Genomic DNA, 16,360 nt, shown 5'->3' on the forward strand with positions numbered 1-16,360 from the left:
CAGGTTGCGCTTATATATGGAATTTTGTTCCATCCAAGAAGGATGGATTTTACCGTCATAAGCGAGTATAGCGGCCAAAGCGGCGGGGAAACACCTGTACCCATTCCGAACACAGCAGTTAAGCCCGCCCACGTTTTGCATTGTACTCAGATGTGCGAACTCTCGGGAACTGCAGAAAGCTGCTATGCTCACTTATTACTTTTTATTTCATTTCTTCCATGTTTTTTATATCAGGCAAACTTCATATACCTGCAAACATAAATTTACTTTAAAAATTCTGAATATCGAGGTATCAATAATGACCCAGCTAAAAGAAGCAACCATAGAAACTATAAAACGATTGCCTGATGAGAGTTCATTAGAAGATATCATGTACGAGATAAACTTTGTCGCGCAGGTTCTCGAAGGACTTAAGGATGCCGAGAAAGGAAAGCTGCTGACCACAGAGGAGCTTCTTGACAGAATCGAGCAATGGGCAAAGTAAAATGGACAAAAAAGGCAAGCAGCAATCTGCAGGCGATTCATGATTATATTGCTAAAGACTCAAAAACATATGCCGCACGTTTCATAAAATCTCTTATCAGAGCAACCACAAAGCTTGAGCAAATGCCTCTCTGCGGGCGCATGGTTCCAGAGCTTGAAGGTTATGGATTTAGAGAGGTCGTTTACCAGAATTACAGAATCGTTTATCGGCTTGTAGAAGGTAGCGAGGATGTTGAAATACTTGCTGTGGTGCATAGTGCCCGTGAGATAAATAAAGCTGTTCGCAAAGAGTGGGAGCTTAATTGAGATGGATTTATCCCGAACACAGCAGTTAAGCCCGCCCACGTTTTGCATTGTACTTTAGATGTGCGAACTCTCGGGAACTGCAGAAAGCTGCTATGCTCACTTATTACTACTTATTTTCCTTTATTTTGGAATTTACCTCAAAATCAAATATTTTATAAACTCAGTAATCAAATCTCCATAAAAAACTGCCACGAAAAACCCCAAAGTTATTGGAATCATAAAAGGCAATCCCGGGGTCACCCAAACCTCCTCTTTAATCAAACCTTTTTCGGATAGAGCTTTAAGCTCTGAAATAAGCTTCTCATCAATTTCCACGCCTCCTCGTTTGAAATGGAACTTAACTTCGCCGTTTAATACTTCAAAATTTTGAATCAACTTGATATGTTTATTGGCAAGTTCTGAAATTTTAGCTCTGTAGCCTATGAAAATATAAAGCGGATTTTCGATATGCAATCCCATTTTCATTATATTATACAAAGCTAACCCTATGGGAACAATGACTGTCAAAAGCACGGCATTGCCGAATATGCCGAAGGCGAAAAGATCTATCAAAGGCTTATTCAGAGGAAAGGCATACCCATAAGCTTGCAATTTCGGATAGATCGGGAGGATTATGGATAATACGATAAGTGATTTTGCATCAGCCCCCCCGAATACCCCGAGCTGAAAAAGGATATACACGAATACAAAGATGAATCCTGCTGAAATGAATAAGCGAGGAAGATATGCCGCACCGTATATTGAAATATCATACAAGATAAAAAAAATAGCGCCTGTGAGCATAACCAGCCACACGTTATTTGATACCCGGCGCGTTTTAATATCCGAATAACACGAATAAATCAAAAACGGTATACAGAATAATATCTTCAGGATGTCCAGCATATTCTTTTAATTGTTCTGTATCCTTAAAAAATAATACGATAGCTATTTAGTCAAAAATACCAGTATACGTTCTGCGCCGTCGTGGCTTAGCTCGGCAAAGCGGCTGATTCGTAATCAGCAGATCGAGGGTTCAAATCCCTCCGGCGGCTTATTGTTTTTAATGTAAATCCGATTACCTTCTGGATTCGCCAATATTCAATTTTCTCATTGAATTTAGCTTCTCCCGAAGGAGAGTTCCCTTTTAGTGTCTCCTCAATCTTACCCGCATCCGTTCCCTACCCACGAGCTTTGACATCTAGCGCACGATAGCGCCAGAATTGGATACCCATTTTCTTAGCGTGCTCACTTGCTGCAACCACGAGTTTTACGCCGCTGAAATCGCTATTGTAGCTCTAACCACCTAACTATCTCCTCGACAGTCCATCTTTTAATTCCTGAATCATCAAAATGCCTATCGTTGCTGAAAATACCATCGTTTTCAAGAGACATGGCAAGCGCCACAAATTCCGAGTCCTTAACATCGATCTTTTCCATTACGGTCTTTGCTTTTTCCAGATTCTCTGAAAAGGCTTCTTTTTTTACGATTTCTACTTTGCTGAGAATATAGAAAATCGTGAAAAATACTTCTTTCCGGTTCAAACCTGTTTTTTTGCAAAGAAGTTCTTTGTGTTTGAGCAATTCAGCCAAAACCAATTCAGGCAGGTAAAAAGTGATCTTATCTGTGAGCAGGATATCTCTTATAGTGGATTTTTTGTTAACCAGAGCCGAGATGATGATATTGGTATCAAGAACTAACCTTAGTTTTGTAGTACTTTTCAAATAGACCACGCTTGATGATATTATCGATTTCTTCTACATCCTTTTCTTTTAGTTTGCTTCTCACCAATATAGATTCCACTATCTCTCGCTCATTCAAGAAGAATAAAATATCTTTGACTAATTTTTCATTCCAGTTAATGAAGCGCGCTCTCTTCATTTCTTTTGCGATGTCATTCGGAATGTCGATGACTAATTCTGTCATATCTTGTCAGTAATCTAATTGGATTCGGGACTTTATATAGATTTATATGGGCTGGATGTGTTTATTATTTTATATCTAACTGCAATTAGAGCAGATGAACTCGAATTTCAGGCGAACTTAGTGGCTTTCTACAGTGTAGTCGAGGAAGGTTGGGAGAAAAATAGTAATTACAAATCTCAAAATTAAACGCCATACATAAGTTTTTATTCTTTAAAGGCTTTTTAAAATTATAATGACTGAGGAAGATAAAATTCAGCAGACATCAGAAGAGTTTAAATTACCTCGAGAAATTAGCAATATTGCCACTTTTTTAACGGCAATAGTAAATATTATTAGTGCACTATCTGTAGCATCCGGCAAAATAACATTAGAAATTGGATTGTTGATAGTTATTCCTGTTCTAGTAACATATTTAGTTTGGATGTTTTATAAAATCAAAAGAAGTTCGATTATTGATTGGGGAAAATTTTATAAAATGCTAGTCCTAGAAAAAGCAAAACTTGAGTATACACGCTCTTTTGTCAAAGGACCTGCATATGATAAATTATTAACTGATGAGGTATATAATAATTATATAGCTTTTTTATATTTGGCAGCACTATATGAAGGAAAAGAAAAATTTGCACAAGAGCTTTGGGATAAGGCGAGGATATTAGACACATTTGATGCGATTGAGGACGAACAAAAAAATAAAGAAAAGAAGATGATACAGGCGCATTATGCGAAGGTGAATCAATAGACATCAAAAACCTAATTATTGAATTGTTGAACTAATAGCATCTATCCCATCGCTCTCCTCACCATCTCCACCCCTCTCGCCAGCGCCTCCTCAATCTTCGTAACATCAGTCCCCCCGCCCTGCGCTATCCCCGGCTTCCCTCCCCCGCCGCCTCCCACGAGCTTTGACATCTCGCGCACGATTGCGCCTGCATTCACTCCGAGCTTCTGCGCCCGCTCACCTGCTGCAACCACGAGCTTCACGCCATCAAGGTCGCTTGCAAGAATAGCAACAACATCGTCGTTCTTGCTGAACTCCGTAGCTGCTTTTATAAGCTCCTCCACGTCTGCATGCGGAATCTTTCGCGAAATCACTTTCAAGCCGTTTATGCTAACTGCGTCGCTCATCATCGCCTTTACTCTCGCCTCCGCCAGCTCTGCTTTCAGCCGCTCGTTCTCTTTCTTCAGATCCTTCCATTCATCGAAAAACCGGTTAACGGTATCAGGAAGCTGCTCAGGAGATACCCGCAGCGCCTCCGAGGATTTATTCAGCAATTCATCCCTTTCCTGCCACCGCTTTATCGCAGCCTCGCCTGCCGAGAACTCTATGCGCTCCACACCATCCTGAATCCTCTCGGTCTTGATTAGCTTGATAGGTCCGATTAATCCGGTGTTTGAAACATGTGTCCCACCGCAGGCTTCCACGTCATTACCCACCCGCAGGATGCGTATCTCCTTTCCAGGAGGCACGCCGCCCTGGTACAGCGTGAAACCATATCTTCGCTCAGCCTCAATCCGATCCATCCACTCAATGAACACAGGCAGGTTTTGCATCACTACTTTATTTGCGAGCAATTCAATTTCTCTTTTCTCCTCATCGTTAATCCGCTTGTAATGCGTGAGGTCAAGCCTTGCCCTGTCTGTGGACTTCTGAGCCCCGGTCTGCCAGATATGGTTTCCAAGAACAGATTTGGCAGCCTCGTTCACGATATGCGTGGCTGTATGATGGCGGGCGTGTGCAAGCCGCCTTTCCCAGTCTATTTTGCCTTTTACGGTATCTCCCTTCTTAAAACCGAAATCGGAATCGGTTTCATGGATTATAACACCGTTGATATTCTGGGCATCAGTAACATTCGCAATATAATCATTCACCGACAAAGTGCCGTGGTCGGCAGGCTGTCCTCCCCCTTCGGGATAAAACAGCGTCTGGTCAAGGATTATCCTGTTCTCAATAACAGAAAGTACCTGAGCCTCAAACTCAAAGCGCTCGGGATATTCGTAATAAAGCTTCCGCGTGAGTGGAAGTTCAAGCGGCAGCGCTAGGGTTTCCTCCTCTTCCGCCTTGCTGTGTTTTTTTGCTACAAGCGAGTAGAAGGTATCATGCAGTTCGGTGTCAACGCCAATTTCTTTTGCTACTTCGCGTGCAATTTCCGGAGGGATACCGTGTGTATCGTACAGCTGTATCAGCTCAGCAAGCGGTATTTTCTGCTTTTTTTCCTTGAAATGCGCTGCAGTCTTCCTGACGAGTTTTGTCCCGCGCTCTATGGTATCTGCATATTTTTCTTCTTCAAGCGCAACGATCTCATGAATAGTACCAAGCCGTTCCTTAAACTCTGGGTATTCAGGGAAGTTCCTTATCTGCATCTCTATGATTTCAATAAGTGGCTCCTTTATCTCCAGTTCCCTCATCAGGCGAAGCGTCCTTCGCAGCACGAGCCTTGCGAGATAACCTGCCTTTACGTTAGAAGGGATGATGCCGTCCCCAAACATGAACGCCAGGCATCTTGAATGGTCGGTGATAGCATAGATTGCCTCCACGGGCACCATAAGCTTCTGGAGTTTCTCAACAGTTGTGCCTATGCTGTCTGCAACCTTCTTTCTTAACTGCAGGAGATTTGCCTGCCCGCTGATATCCATCACGCCTGCGAACCTTGCATTCTGTGAGAAAATATTGGCGTATTCCTGATTCTCTATCGTGTGTTCGATGCCTGCCAAGTCCATCAGTTCATTTACTATCTTCGGGAACACGGCATCGTATATCGTTGGCGAGCCTCTGGATGCCCAGACAAACCTTTCTAAACCATAGCCTGTGTCCACGATATAATTATCCATCTTCTCGTAGGTTTCCCCTTTGATTTCTATAGAGCCGCCTTTTGTCTGCTGCAAGTCCATGAAGACAAGCGTGGCAAGTTCAAGACCGCCAACGAGCACTTCCACGCTGGGACCTGCGTTTCCCCCTCCTGCCCATGGTGATTCCTTATACGTCACCGCATTCAGGTCGCATCCGAGTTCTGATAACAGGGTATCGCATAATTCCACAGTTCTATCCTTCCAGTAAATCTCTTTATCACGGGAATTGAAAGCATGGTGCGCCATCATCTCAAAGGTAGTAAGATGCCTGCCGCTTCTTCCGACCGCATCGAGGTCATCGAGGCGAATGCACGGCTGCGAAATAGTGAGGGGATTCGCAGGCGGCGGGACAATCCCAGACGTTACAAAAGGCTGGAAATCAGCAATGGATGCGATGGTAAGGTAGATATCATCGCGCCAGCGTGCAATCACTGGATAACGCTTCACCCGTGTGTGCCCATGCCTTTCGAAAAATGATAAGTATGCCTCGCGCATTGAAGAAATGTCGAACTCTTTTTTGAACACAGGGCTGCCGATGAATGAATAATACACGCAGGGCGCATCCCCGCAAAACTCGGTTTCGGGATTACGTGTCCAGAAGTTCTCGCCACATTTTGGACACTGCTTTCGCACAAATCCATTCTCTTTAAAATAATCCAGCTGGTACTCGTCCTTTAACATAAGGGTTAATAATTGTAAAGGGAATACATAATCATATCTGGAAAATATCCCAGCTTTAAAATGCGATTAATCCGGCTCTTTCTGCATCCCAACAACTGAAAGGAAGCGCTTCACCACCGCTTCTTCAGCAAGTTTCAGGAGCGTCTGCTTATCCTTCGTGCCGCTGAACACCCCCAGCGGAATCTGTGCGCCGGCAAGCGTGGCATGCCCCCCTGCTTTATCTTCCCCAAAAGCATCCTGCATCACTTTGCCTATATTGACTCTGTCGTCCCTGCTCCTGCCTGAAATATATATCCTGTCCTCGCCAAGCCCAAATACCAGTGTTGTGGTTATTCCCTCAAGGGTGAGCAGGTAATCAGCAGCCTGGGCAAGTGCATCCCTGTCGCCAATCGTACCCACGTTTGAGATGAGATAACTGCCCTTTACACGCCTGTTCTTAATGGCTTCACCGAGAATATCAATCGATTCAGTGGATCTGGAAGGCGTTTCTATCCTGCTTAATATGTCATGGTTCGCAAGAGGGTAGAGGTATGCCGCTGCCATTAAATCCTCGGGATCGGTGTTTCTCCGAAAATCACTGGTATCCACTTTTATGCCGTATAAAAGGGCTGTGGCAAGCTCTGTTTTGGCAGGTATTTCAAGTTCCTGGAGATATTTTGTCATTATAGTGGCTGTTGCCCCTATATTCGGTCTTATGTCCACGTATTCTGCTTTTACCTCATGAACATTGGTCTGGTGATGGTCTATCACGATGCTGATTTTCGTATTGTGAGGAAGCATGTTATTTACGCCGGGTGATGAACATTCTATCAGGGCAATTTTCTTATAATCAGAAGCAGAAAAGTCCTTTGACTGGTCCATTTCGATATCGAGCAGGTTTACAAATGCCTTGTTTTCATGATGCCCTATCTTTCCCCTGTAAAGTATTTCTGCCTTTACGCCCACGCTGCTGGCTATCTCTTTTAATCCCATGGCGCTTGAAATTGCGTCCGGGTCAGGACTGTCGTGCACCACAATAGCCATTTTCCCGTCGCCTACTGTATTTATTAATTTTTTTAATTCCTGGGCAAGTTTTACCGATGTAATTCTCTCGATATACTGGACGATTGCAGAGGCAATTGCTTTTATAGGAAGATTTGAGGGGAGAACAACAAGGTCTGCTCCAGCAGCTTCCATCTCTTCCTTCTGCTGATAATTATTGGCTCTGGCAACAATCTGTACATCCGGAGCTACTTTTTTTATGATTTCTAATGCCTTTTTATTAGCCTCGATGTTCGAACTCACTATAAAAACAGACTCGATATTTTTTATATCGAGTCTTGAAAGAACAGAAGCGTCGCCGATATCGCCCTGTAACGCATTCAGGTTCTGCTCTTTTAATGTTTCCACTTTTGCAGAATCAATATCTACGAGGATGATACTCTTATTCCTTGTTTCAAGCTCTTTTGCCAGAGCAAGTCCTATGCCGCCGCTTCCCAGAATAGCATATGTAACACTGGCTGGTTTTGAATCGTTTGTGCTCTCCTCTATATTGAAAGCCTCCTGTATACCCTATATTAAGTAACACATATTAAAATACATTGGCCAACAAATCGTAACTGCAAAACGTATATCCAGAGGAATATCAATATAAGCAGTAAAATGTTCGAGAGTTTTTCTTTCTGGAAGCGGCGGGCTTTTAAGAAATTATTGTCACCGGGGAGGAGGCTTACAATCTACACCAGAAACAACCCGGATTCGGATTCGCTTGCAAGCTCACTTGCGTTGAAACGAATCGCAGAGTATTACAATATGGATGCAGACATATACTATACAGGGACAATCCAGAATAAGACCCTTCTTAATATACTGGTGGATGATGTGACGAAAGCCGAGGAAATCTCACAATCCCAGAACCTGACTGCTTTTGTAGATTTTCTGCCCACAGAACTGACAGGCGAAAAATTCACCCCGGCAATAGTAATCGGGCACACCTTGGGCAAAACAGAAGGAATACGCGCCGCTTACCGTGATATAAGAGCCACCGAAACCACATCAAGCATTATGATTGAATATATAAAGAGACTCGGAGTGGCAATAGACAAAAAACTGGCTACGATTCTTCTTTTTGCGATCAGAGACAAAACCAAGACACTGACAACCAACTTCATGCATGATGACATCGAAGCATACTGGTTTATCCATAAATATGTGGATGTGGAGTTACTATTGAGCCTCGAGCATCCCTCGGTCAGGCTTGAAACCTTCACTGATTTATCCCGTGCAATCGATAATAAAATGATAAAAGGAGCTTATCTTTTTACAACAGTGGGTTATGTAAAAGACCCCTCTACCATTCCCAAGGTATGCAGGTACCTGCTGGATATTGAAGGGGTTTCAACCGCTCTTGTGTTTGCTGTGGATTCAGCGAAAATCCATATCTATGCAGAGTCTGAGAATATGGAACTTAAATATGAAAAATATCCTCAGGAAAGCATTCGAGGACTGGGGTGAAGTAACAGGCGGACCTTTCCATGCAAGCATCTCAATATCTCTTGGCATATTTGGTATTGTCGCGGAGGATGAAAAATCAAGAAACCTGCTTCTAAAATCTATCACCGATTCCATATCTTCAAGATATTTCTATGCTCTCGAAGCCGAATAGACCCTGCCGTGCGAGCAGCGAACGCAGACACCCTCTTTTGCAAGGCATCGTGAACATACAGGACTTCCGCACAGCATGCATGTGAATAGCTTTCCCGGACGTCCACAGATACTGCAAACTCCCGTTACCTCCATTCTATCACTCCATACAATTAACTTTTGTTACGATGCCTGATATGGAACGAAGTATTCTTCGATCATCCATGCTTCAAGCGCTTCAGATTCTTTTTTTCCCCCGGTTTTTATCAATACATCTCGCTTTTGGTGGATTTCTGATATTTTCTTATTCATTTATATCTATGGCATCCTCTCAGGATGACAGTCTCCAATTATGATGGAGTCTTATAAGCATTTAAAGTTATCGATTTCGTCGCTGTGGGAGCCAGACACCTGTACAGGTTAAAGCGTACCAGACTTTTAGCCTTGGTATTCACATAAAGTCCGCCAGCCCCTTCTGCTTTACCTTATCGCTCTCAAACAGCGAACTCATCTCAAGCTCAAGCAGCTCCAGCCGCTGCTTCGTATAATGCCTCACATTGTACTCATCCGCTATGCGAAGTGAGGTCTCAAGGTACTTCCTCACAGAACCTTCATGCACCGTAAGCACGATATTCCCGCCGCACTTCGGGCAGCTTCCGCGCAGCGGCGGGCGTCTGTACTTGGCATTGCACTTCGTACACCTCACCTTCTGCTTTGAGAACGAGCGCAAATTTCCGATAAGGTCGGGCAGGAAATGCGAGTTTATAATCCTCTCTGCAACATCCTGAGCATCCACAGCCTTTATTTTCCTTGCAAGCGCAAGCTGCGCATCCATTTTATCTATCATGCTCCCGAGCGTCTTGTATGCGCTGTTCCTGGGCCCGGCTGCGATATCCGCTGTGTCATGGGTGAAGCCGAAGCCCTCATACTGCGCTGGCTTGCCAAGCCTTCCGCTAACGGTATCCATGAGCTCCACGATATCCTTGGGGTTTTTGTATCCGAGCGTGGCTTCATAGAACTCAAGCGGATACCTGAAAAGGACATCTATATTATGCGCCTCCTTGTCGATTTCGTTGGGGTCTATGCGCGTGGTCAGCACAAGAGGCGCGTCCATCTGTCCCCCGCGCTTATCGGGAAGGTACGAGCGCGAGAAATTCAAAAGACCGTCCATCAACAGCATCACGCAGTCCTCGTCACCATCGCAATTGCGGCGCTTTGCGGCATGAAAGTAGGGATGGGCATAGCCCACGGATGCATTGGTGAACCCGATCAGGCGCCCCAGTACGCCAGCCGAGGTATGAGGAGCAAGACCGATTACCAGTTCTCCTATAAGACCGTCTGCGCTGTTTGTATTGTAATATGGGCTTACTCTATAGTATTTTATCAGAAGGTCGTCGATGAACCTTGCGGTCTTTAACAGGTATTCGGCGCAGTCCTTTGAGACCACAATGTCCTGCACCTTGAGTTCAAGTATTTGATTTTCTTCGGTTAGCGGTTTTCCATATATATCACTCACATATCCCAGTTCTTTTAATTTTTCCACATCAGCGCCTATCTCTTTTGGCTTGATATGGGTAAGAGGCAGGTCAGAGAGGTCGTATCTCACCGTTCCGTCCTTGAACATCACGATATCATGTTTTGCGCGCAGAATGCCTTTTTCCAGGGGCTCAGGCGTTTTGTTTTTTGACATGAGACCGAGCACACCTTTTATTGATTCAAAGTTATCCCTCTCGCCCACGTTATTCAGGGCAAGCTGGTATTCTGATTTGAAATCTATCTCCATCTCGGTGACAGACGAGGTCTCTTTTTTGCATTTTGGGCATAAACGTGTCTTTACCTCGATCCCGCAGGATTTGCATTTAAGCACAGGTTGCGTGAATTTACCGCACGTGCACCTGTTCTTGAAAGTCCTTGTTTTACACGATGGGCAGATTCGCTCTCCTACCTGGACTTTTATTGTCCCGATCTTTTCTTTCTGGAAAGATAGCCCGGCTCTCAAATCTGTACTTTTCTCCCCACCGTTGTCGTTGTCAATATATTCTTTTGCGCTTTTCAGAGAACGCTTTCTTCCTCCAGCGTCACCGATAGGGAAAAGCACATGCGGCGCAGGTTTCATTTCGCGCTTATCCGATTTTTCAGGTCTTCCCATCCTGCCGCCGATTCTGATTGGAGCGCGGCTTCGAATAGTTATTCCGCTGATTTTTGAGACTGTATCCATGATAGTGGGCTCAAGCCCTGTCCAATTCTTTTTCAGATTGGAGTCAAGCCCAAGACATCTCATTAGAGGGAGCGGCTCTTCGATGTGGATTTGCCCCTCACGTACGATATGGGGCACAAGAAGGGTTTCAAGGATGTTTTTTATTTTATCATCGAGCGGGAATGAAAGCTTTTCGCCATATATACCGTTCTTCTGGATATATTCAGCCAATGCTGTATACTCATCAAGAGAAATATCATGCCAGAGATATGTGTATTTTGGATGAAGCGGCACTTTATGGGTATCCGATAACGAGAGTGCTGTTTTTTGATCCGGGTTTTTGAGTTCAGGTGACTCCTTTATAGAAGTTTTTGCGGCAAGTTCCTGTACCCACCATTCGTAGCAGTATGAAGAAGGCACAAGGGGATGATTGTTCTCAAGAAAATCCCCGTAATTTATTAAAATCTCACCGATATCGAGAATCTTCTGTACAGATGGTCTTATCCTGAGAGCTTCGATGGCAGTATCCGCCCTCAGAACATCACCGTTGAATAAACGTACCGTAGGTCCCTCGATGGTATCCACAGGCGCTATACCGGCGGCTTTTCCCGGGCGCTCAACCTTGATCTGGGTACCAGCCGCTATGAAATCATCCATCAACACCATCGTTGCAGGACTGATACCAGCCGCGGCAAAACTCGTGTTCCTGCTTCTGCCGTACCTGAGCCTGAATCCCCCGGGTCGTGAAGGATAGGAAAAAACAGGTCTGCCTGCGATTAAATCCTGCAGGTATTTGTCCTTTGGTTTTAGCTGCGCTGAAGCGTCATCGCTTTTAACGGTAACATTGAATTTATCAAGCCACTCCCAGCCGCCAAGCCTGAGTTTATCCACGTGTTTTTTCACCTTCGGGGCCTTGAGCGCAATGCCTTCTGCTATGACAAGCGCCATGCCGCCGCGTATTCTGTTCGTTTCGATGCGCGCAAGATCGCGCCGCCCCTCTACCTCTGCCTCCTCCGTGGGCTCGCCGTCGATGCAGATGGGGCAATTTTTCACGATGAGGCGTATTTCGTCTTCGGTTGGAAGGTACTGGAGATTGGCAACCCGCCTGTATGCGGTGATCTCTTCAACGTACCGCTCAATTTCTTCAGGTCTTGGTATAAAACGTGCAATACCGAGGTTTGCACGCACATAATCCGCAGCAAGTACGGATAATGCCTGCGCTGTACCGCCGGCACTTCTTATGGGTCCGGCATAATAAATCCTGATGTAATCCGAGCCGTCATCGTTTTTTGCAAGGTCGATCCTGGCAATCCCTTCTATCGGTGCCGCCACAACTCCTTCGGTGAGAACAGCCATTGCCACCCTTATAGCAGCCTCGATGGCATCTTTTTTGGATTCAAAGTGTACAATTTCATCTTTAGCCACAGCAAGAGCAAGCTGCAGGGCAGCCTCTTCGCGTCCCATGGTGGTCTCAAGTTCACGAAGCCTTTTCGCAACACCCTCGATGGCAAGGAGTTTTTCAACCCTGTCCGCCAGGTCTTTTGCTATTGGTATTTCCACATTCGGAGAAGGGTCGGCGCCGTTTGCGCGCGCGCGGTTTGCGAGGTCGATTGCTCGTCCAAGCTCGATTTCAAGCCCGTTAAAATACCCCAGCATCGCATCGCTGGCGGCGAATTTCATTTATCGTACTCCTTGTTCCCGGTGTTATTTTTTCTTATCCTTACAGCATTTGCATGGGCAGAAAGCCCTTCAGCTTCGGCAAGACCGATAACCGTCTCGCTTATATTCTCAAGCCCTCTTTTTTCGATTATCTGGACGCTTGATTTTACCACGAAATGATCGGTGTTCAAGCCTGAAAACATTCGTGCATATCCCGCGGTGGGAAGCACATGGTTGGTGCCAGAGGCGTAATCCCCGGCTGAGACAGGCGCATGAGAGCCGATAAATATCGAGCCGGCATGCTTTATCCTGGAAAGGATATCCTTCTCTGTGATTATTTCAAGATGCTCAGGCGCGAACTTGTTTGAAAATGCAATACACTCGTCAAGATTTCCCGTGAGTATGGCTGCATTTTCCAGGGATTTTCTTATGATTTCGATTCTCGCTTCGCTTTTCATCTGCAAATCTATTTCCTGTTTTACCTTTTCTGCAAGGTTTTTTGAGGTAGTAACAAGGATGGAGATCGCATTCGGGTCGTGCTCTGCCTGGGCAATCATATCCGATGCAATAAAAGGGGCTCTGGCAGAGCCATCCGCTATTATCAGAACTTCGCTCGGTCCTGCGGGAAAATCTATCGCAGTCCCGCACGCCATCTTGGCTGCGGTAACATATACATTGCCTGGTCCCACGATTTTATCCACCTTCGGTATGGTCTCGGTCCCGTATGCCATGGCTGCGATCGCCTGCACACCCCCGACGCGGAATACCCTGTCAGCACCTGCAATATGAGCAGCCGCAAGGGTTAGAGGGTTTACTGTTCCATCAGCCCCCGGCGGGGTGCATACTACGACTTCCTTTACACCAGCCACTTTTGCGGGTATCACGGTCATGAGGGCTGTGCTGGGATACGAAGCCCTGCCGCCCGGGACGTATGCACCTATGGTTTCAAGAGGAGTAACCCGCTGCCCCAGCCTGATTCCCGGGGAGAATTCCTTTATCCAGTCTTTTGAGACCTGCGCTTCATGGAATGCACGGATATTGGAAGCTGCTTTTTTAAGATGTGAAATAAGTTTCTTATCAACCGACGCAAGTGCGGAATCAATTTCATCATGTGGAACTTCAATTTCGCTTATGCTTGCATTATCAAACCTGAGCGTGTATCGCCTGAGGGCTTCATCGCCATTTTCCTTTACATCCCTGAGTATTGAAATTACAGGCTCCATCACATCCTGAAGCCCTGTCCCGCGGTTAAACAGCCCTGACTTTTCTTTAGCTGAAAGTTCAGAAATAGGCTTGATCAACATTACATGCTGATTTCAGGCTGGAATTAGATAAAGATTGTTATTCAAGATAGCATCATAATGAATCATTATTGTAATAATTTTTATAATTTTTGAACAGCGATAATTTTATATAGCGATAAAATCAACTAACTTATTGTGGTTTCCGAGAGGTGTGTCTATGCATAAGTTAGGTGGTATTAAGTTTTGTACAGATATCAATTCGCCCGAAGTGTTGCTTACCCTTCTCATGCCTTTGGTCTTCATTTATTATTCTTTGATTAAGGGTATCGAATCTGGAAATGCAATAACTTATAGCTTGATTTTGGGGGCTAGTATATATTTAGCTATTACATTTTTGAAAAACGTAGTGGCATGGTATTTGGATTCGGAGCAAGCATCCCAAATCAATAAATGTGGAATTGAGAACTAAAAGCGGTTTTTTTTATTTAAGGTGAAAAAATGCCGATTATACTTGAAGGTGCTATAACAATAGCTGGTGTTGCTCTTCTAGCATTAACATTTCAGATATTATTTCACAGCAGAGGAGAATCCGCTAAAGGAATACAAACAACTGATTTAATGATTAGAAACATCTGTGATCGACTAAATCAAAGCGAACAAACCCGTGATGATGATATACTGGAATTAATATGTAAATTGCGCAGAAGAAAAGCGCATATGCAAAAAGATATTCAAAACTTTTTTGCTTTATTTGTAGTGGCGTCTGCAAGTCTTATTATTATAGGTGTATCTGGCTATCTAGGACTAGATGAAAGTAATGTGCTCTTAATCAAAACGGTTGCCATATGGTTATTTCTTTTTTGTTTTGTATATGGTATTTTCTTTATTTATAGGCTATATCTTGAATTGCATAAAATCGATATGGAAAGCAAGACAACATGATAAAGCCCTATGTAATAATCTGTTAAGCAAATTCACCGTTTTGGGCAATCCAGCAACCTAAACAGACGAATTTTGACAGCAATTCTAATCAGACGCAGACTTGACAGAACCTTATTCCAGGCTTTTAGTCGTCAGAATGAAAACTATTAATACGGATTGAAATATTAAGTGAATGCCCCACTTCGGTTTGCGCCGGTAGTGTAGTGGTTATCACTGAGCGTTGCCAACGCTTAAACTCGGGTTCGAGTCCCGACCGGCGCATAAACCCCGTACATGCGCTTACCTCCGAAGGGCTATTCTTGCGCGGTCGTGCGCACATTCGCTTTTGCGTGCTCACTTTAGGGCGGGGGCGCAATCCTCATTATTGCTTTGATGGCTCTATCTCGGCTCATATACAATAATTGACCGTTAATATTGGGAAATGGTTTTTTATGAGAGGTGTATAATATCTTAATTCAAGAGAAACTAATAGGTATCAAATCGTTAAAAGAAGTTAAATTGTTGAGTTAAGGAGCTTATATGAACATAGGAAATATATTGAAGGCTTTTGATATTAATTTCGATTATGAAAATGTAAAGATAATAAGACATGTAATAAAAGAAGATAGTGAGTTGGAATTAATTAGAAATGGAATGTTTGATGTATATCAATCAATTCAAAGAAATCCTGTTTTTAATGGATGTGATGCTATTATTTCTTTTCTTGTCGATGAGTATTCGAAAAAGACAATATTCAAAGGTATATATGAAGTAAAAGGCAAAAAGAAGTATGAACTTACTGATGTAGTGAAGGAATGCAGTGATGTTTGGAAACCAGATGGAAAAAGGATATTCTACACACTTGAAAAAACAAAATATCTTGAAAGCCTTACCGATAGGTTAGTAATTGATTGGGGAGGAGGTGAAAGAAAGTGGCATCAATGGTATATAAAGAAAAAAGAGAAAGGAGAGAAAGGAGAGAAAAAAATTGTTGAGATTCTTCCAAAAGGATTTTTTACGAGATTTCCTGGATTCTTAGATTTTTCCCTTAAATGGCATGATCTAGAGCAAATAATAAAAAACGAAGAGGCTCACCAAGATTGGTATCATGCTTTATCTAAAGTAAAGGGTGTATATTTAATAACCGATGAAACAGATGGAAAACAATATATTGGTTCGGCTTATAATGAAAAGGGTATATGGGGACGTTGGAAAAATTATATAGAAACAAAAGATGGAGGAAACAAGAAATTAATTGAAATATTAAAAGCTAACCCAGAAAAGTATAATTCTTTTAGATTTTCTATCCTAGAAATACTTCTATATAGTTCTACAAAAGATGATGTTATACATCGGGAAAAGAGAGCAAAAGAAAAATTAGGAACAAGATCATTTGGTCTAAATTTAAATTGACTAAACAGGGGGTTATTATGATATATTATATCCTGACAAAATTACCAACAAAAAAGTTAATGCAATGAAAGTATATGCGAA

Annotated in this window: 15 protein-coding genes, 2 tRNA genes and 1 rRNA gene; 10 read left to right on the forward strand and 8 right to left on the reverse strand. The window is 43.6% G+C overall.

Annotated features, from left to right (window positions below):
* Positions 1-66 precede the first annotated feature (66 nt).
* From rrf to O8C68_04005, 3 genes are all read left to right on the forward strand, one after another.
* Positions 67-188, forward strand: a 5S ribosomal RNA gene (rrf, locus tag O8C68_03995).
* A 110-nt stretch (positions 189-298) separates the two neighbouring features.
* Positions 299-484, forward strand: a complete 186-nt coding sequence (locus tag O8C68_04000) for a hypothetical protein (protein MCZ7394967.1) — start codon at positions 299-301, stop codon at positions 482-484.
* Positions 472-789: a type II toxin-antitoxin system RelE/ParE family toxin gene (locus tag O8C68_04005; GenBank protein MCZ7394968.1), complete on the forward strand. Its 318-nt coding sequence runs from the start codon at positions 472-474 to the stop codon at positions 787-789. The genes O8C68_04000 and O8C68_04005 overlap by 13 nt, the downstream gene beginning before the upstream one ends.
* Positions 790-921: 132 nt before the next feature.
* On the opposite strand, the gene O8C68_04010 is transcribed toward O8C68_04005, so the two are convergent.
* The gene (locus O8C68_04010) at positions 922-1,674 is read right to left on the reverse strand and encodes a prepilin peptidase (protein MCZ7394969.1); all 753 of its coding nucleotides are present in this window, start codon (positions 1,672-1,674) and stop codon (positions 922-924) included.
* Positions 1,675-1,749: 75 nt separating this feature from the next.
* Between O8C68_04010 and O8C68_04015 the strand changes: the two genes are divergently transcribed.
* Positions 1,750-1,823 (forward strand) — tRNA-Thr (locus O8C68_04015).
* Positions 1,824-2,055: 232 nt separating this feature from the next.
* On the opposite strand, the gene O8C68_04020 is transcribed toward O8C68_04015, so the two are convergent.
* Positions 2,056-2,493, reverse strand: a complete 438-nt coding sequence (locus O8C68_04020) for a PIN domain-containing protein (GenBank protein ID MCZ7394970.1) — start codon at positions 2,491-2,493, stop codon at positions 2,056-2,058.
* Positions 2,459-2,695, reverse strand: a complete 237-nt coding sequence (locus O8C68_04025; protein MCZ7394971.1) for a hypothetical protein — start codon at positions 2,693-2,695, stop codon at positions 2,459-2,461. The genes O8C68_04020 and O8C68_04025 overlap by 35 nt, the downstream gene beginning before the upstream one ends.
* Positions 2,696-2,927: 232 nt before the next feature.
* Here O8C68_04025 and O8C68_04030 point away from each other — a divergent pair, with 232 nt between their 5' ends.
* Positions 2,928-3,434: a hypothetical protein gene (locus O8C68_04030; GenBank protein ID MCZ7394972.1), complete on the forward strand. Its 507-nt coding sequence runs from the start codon at positions 2,928-2,930 to the stop codon at positions 3,432-3,434.
* Between the two features lie 41 nt (positions 3,435-3,475).
* Here O8C68_04030 and alaS read toward each other — a convergent pair whose 3' ends face one another.
* Complete coding sequence (alaS, locus tag O8C68_04035; GenBank protein ID MCZ7394973.1) at positions 3,476-6,223, reverse strand: alanine--tRNA ligase; 2,748 nt, start codon at positions 6,221-6,223, stop codon at positions 3,476-3,478.
* Positions 6,224-6,289: 66 nt separating this feature from the next.
* A complete protein-coding gene (locus O8C68_04040; protein MCZ7394974.1) occupies positions 6,290-7,705 on the reverse strand; it encodes a DHH family phosphoesterase in 1,416 nt (471 codons plus the stop codon).
* A 159-nt stretch (positions 7,706-7,864) separates the two neighbouring features.
* Here O8C68_04040 and O8C68_04045 point away from each other — a divergent pair, with 159 nt between their 5' ends.
* Together O8C68_04045 and O8C68_04050 are read left to right on the forward strand one after the other, a co-directional pair.
* A complete protein-coding gene (locus O8C68_04045; protein ID MCZ7394975.1) occupies positions 7,865-8,716 on the forward strand; it encodes a hypothetical protein in 852 nt (283 codons plus the stop codon).
* On the forward strand, positions 8,676-8,867 hold the full coding sequence (locus tag O8C68_04050) for a hypothetical protein (protein ID MCZ7394976.1): 192 nt from the start codon (positions 8,676-8,678) through the stop codon (positions 8,865-8,867). The genes O8C68_04045 and O8C68_04050 overlap by 41 nt, the downstream gene beginning before the upstream one ends.
* A 161-nt stretch (positions 8,868-9,028) precedes the next feature.
* Here O8C68_04050 and O8C68_04055 read toward each other — a convergent pair whose 3' ends face one another.
* The 3 genes from O8C68_04055 to hisD all read right to left on the reverse strand — a co-directional run bounded on the left by O8C68_04055 (position 9,029) and on the right by hisD (position 14,005).
* Complete coding sequence (locus tag O8C68_04055; protein MCZ7394977.1) at positions 9,029-9,157, reverse strand: hypothetical protein; 129 nt, start codon at positions 9,155-9,157, stop codon at positions 9,029-9,031.
* Positions 9,158-9,296: 139 nt separating this feature from the next.
* Positions 9,297-12,722: a DNA polymerase II large subunit gene (locus tag O8C68_04060; protein ID MCZ7394978.1), complete on the reverse strand. Its 3,426-nt coding sequence runs from the start codon at positions 12,720-12,722 to the stop codon at positions 9,297-9,299.
* On the reverse strand, positions 12,719-14,005 hold the full coding sequence (hisD, locus tag O8C68_04065; GenBank protein ID MCZ7394979.1) for a histidinol dehydrogenase: 1,287 nt from the start codon (positions 14,003-14,005) through the stop codon (positions 12,719-12,721). The genes O8C68_04060 and hisD overlap by 4 nt, the downstream gene beginning before the upstream one ends.
* A gap of 438 nt (positions 14,006-14,443) precedes the next feature.
* Between hisD and O8C68_04070 the strand changes: the two genes are divergently transcribed.
* The 3 genes from O8C68_04070 (at position 14,444) to O8C68_04080 (ending at position 16,279) form a co-directional block, all read left to right on the forward strand.
* Positions 14,444-14,887: a hypothetical protein gene (locus tag O8C68_04070; protein MCZ7394980.1), complete on the forward strand. Its 444-nt coding sequence runs from the start codon at positions 14,444-14,446 to the stop codon at positions 14,885-14,887.
* A gap of 189 nt (positions 14,888-15,076) precedes the next feature.
* Positions 15,077-15,148: transfer RNA gene (locus tag O8C68_04075), tRNA-Gly, on the forward strand.
* Positions 15,149-15,406: 258 nt separating this feature from the next.
* On the forward strand, positions 15,407-16,279 hold the full coding sequence (locus tag O8C68_04080; protein MCZ7394981.1) for a GIY-YIG nuclease family protein: 873 nt from the start codon (positions 15,407-15,409) through the stop codon (positions 16,277-16,279).
* The last annotated feature ends 81 nt before the right edge of the window (positions 16,280-16,360 follow it).

The sequence above is a fragment of the Candidatus Methanoperedens sp. genome (assembly GCA_027460525.1).
In the GTDB taxonomy this organism is placed as follows: domain Archaea; phylum Halobacteriota; class Methanosarcinia; order Methanosarcinales; family Methanoperedenaceae; genus Methanoperedens.

Excerpts from the sequence above, each read along its gene's own strand:
- O8C68_04000 (MCZ7394967.1), top strand. The coding sequence starts at position 299 with ATGACCCAGCTAAAAGAAGCAACCATAGAAACTATAAAACGATTGCCT.
- O8C68_04005 (MCZ7394968.1), top strand. The coding sequence starts at position 472 with ATGGGCAAAGTAAAATGGACAAAAAAGGCAAGCAGCAATCTGCAGGCG.
- O8C68_04010 (MCZ7394969.1), bottom strand. The coding sequence starts at position 1,674 with ATGCTGGACATCCTGAAGATATTATTCTGTATACCGTTTTTGATTTAT.
- O8C68_04025 (MCZ7394971.1), bottom strand. The coding sequence starts at position 2,695 with ATGACAGAATTAGTCATCGACATTCCGAATGACATCGCAAAAGAAATG.
- O8C68_04030 (MCZ7394972.1), top strand. The coding sequence starts at position 2,928 with ATGACTGAGGAAGATAAAATTCAGCAGACATCAGAAGAGTTTAAATTA.
- alaS (MCZ7394973.1), bottom strand. The coding sequence starts at position 6,223 with ATGTTAAAGGACGAGTACCAGCTGGATTATTTTAAAGAGAATGGATTT.
- O8C68_04045 (MCZ7394975.1), top strand. The coding sequence starts at position 7,865 with ATGTTCGAGAGTTTTTCTTTCTGGAAGCGGCGGGCTTTTAAGAAATTA.
- O8C68_04050 (MCZ7394976.1), top strand. The coding sequence starts at position 8,676 with ATGAAAAATATCCTCAGGAAAGCATTCGAGGACTGGGGTGAAGTAACA.
- O8C68_04055 (MCZ7394977.1), bottom strand. The coding sequence starts at position 9,157 with ATGAATAAGAAAATATCAGAAATCCACCAAAAGCGAGATGTATTGATA.
- O8C68_04060 (MCZ7394978.1), bottom strand. The coding sequence starts at position 12,722 with ATGAAATTCGCCGCCAGCGATGCGATGCTGGGGTATTTTAACGGGCTT.
- hisD (MCZ7394979.1), bottom strand. The coding sequence starts at position 14,005 with ATGTTGATCAAGCCTATTTCTGAACTTTCAGCTAAAGAAAAGTCAGGG.
- O8C68_04070 (MCZ7394980.1), top strand. The coding sequence starts at position 14,444 with ATGCCGATTATACTTGAAGGTGCTATAACAATAGCTGGTGTTGCTCTT.
- O8C68_04080 (MCZ7394981.1), top strand. The coding sequence starts at position 15,407 with ATGAACATAGGAAATATATTGAAGGCTTTTGATATTAATTTCGATTAT.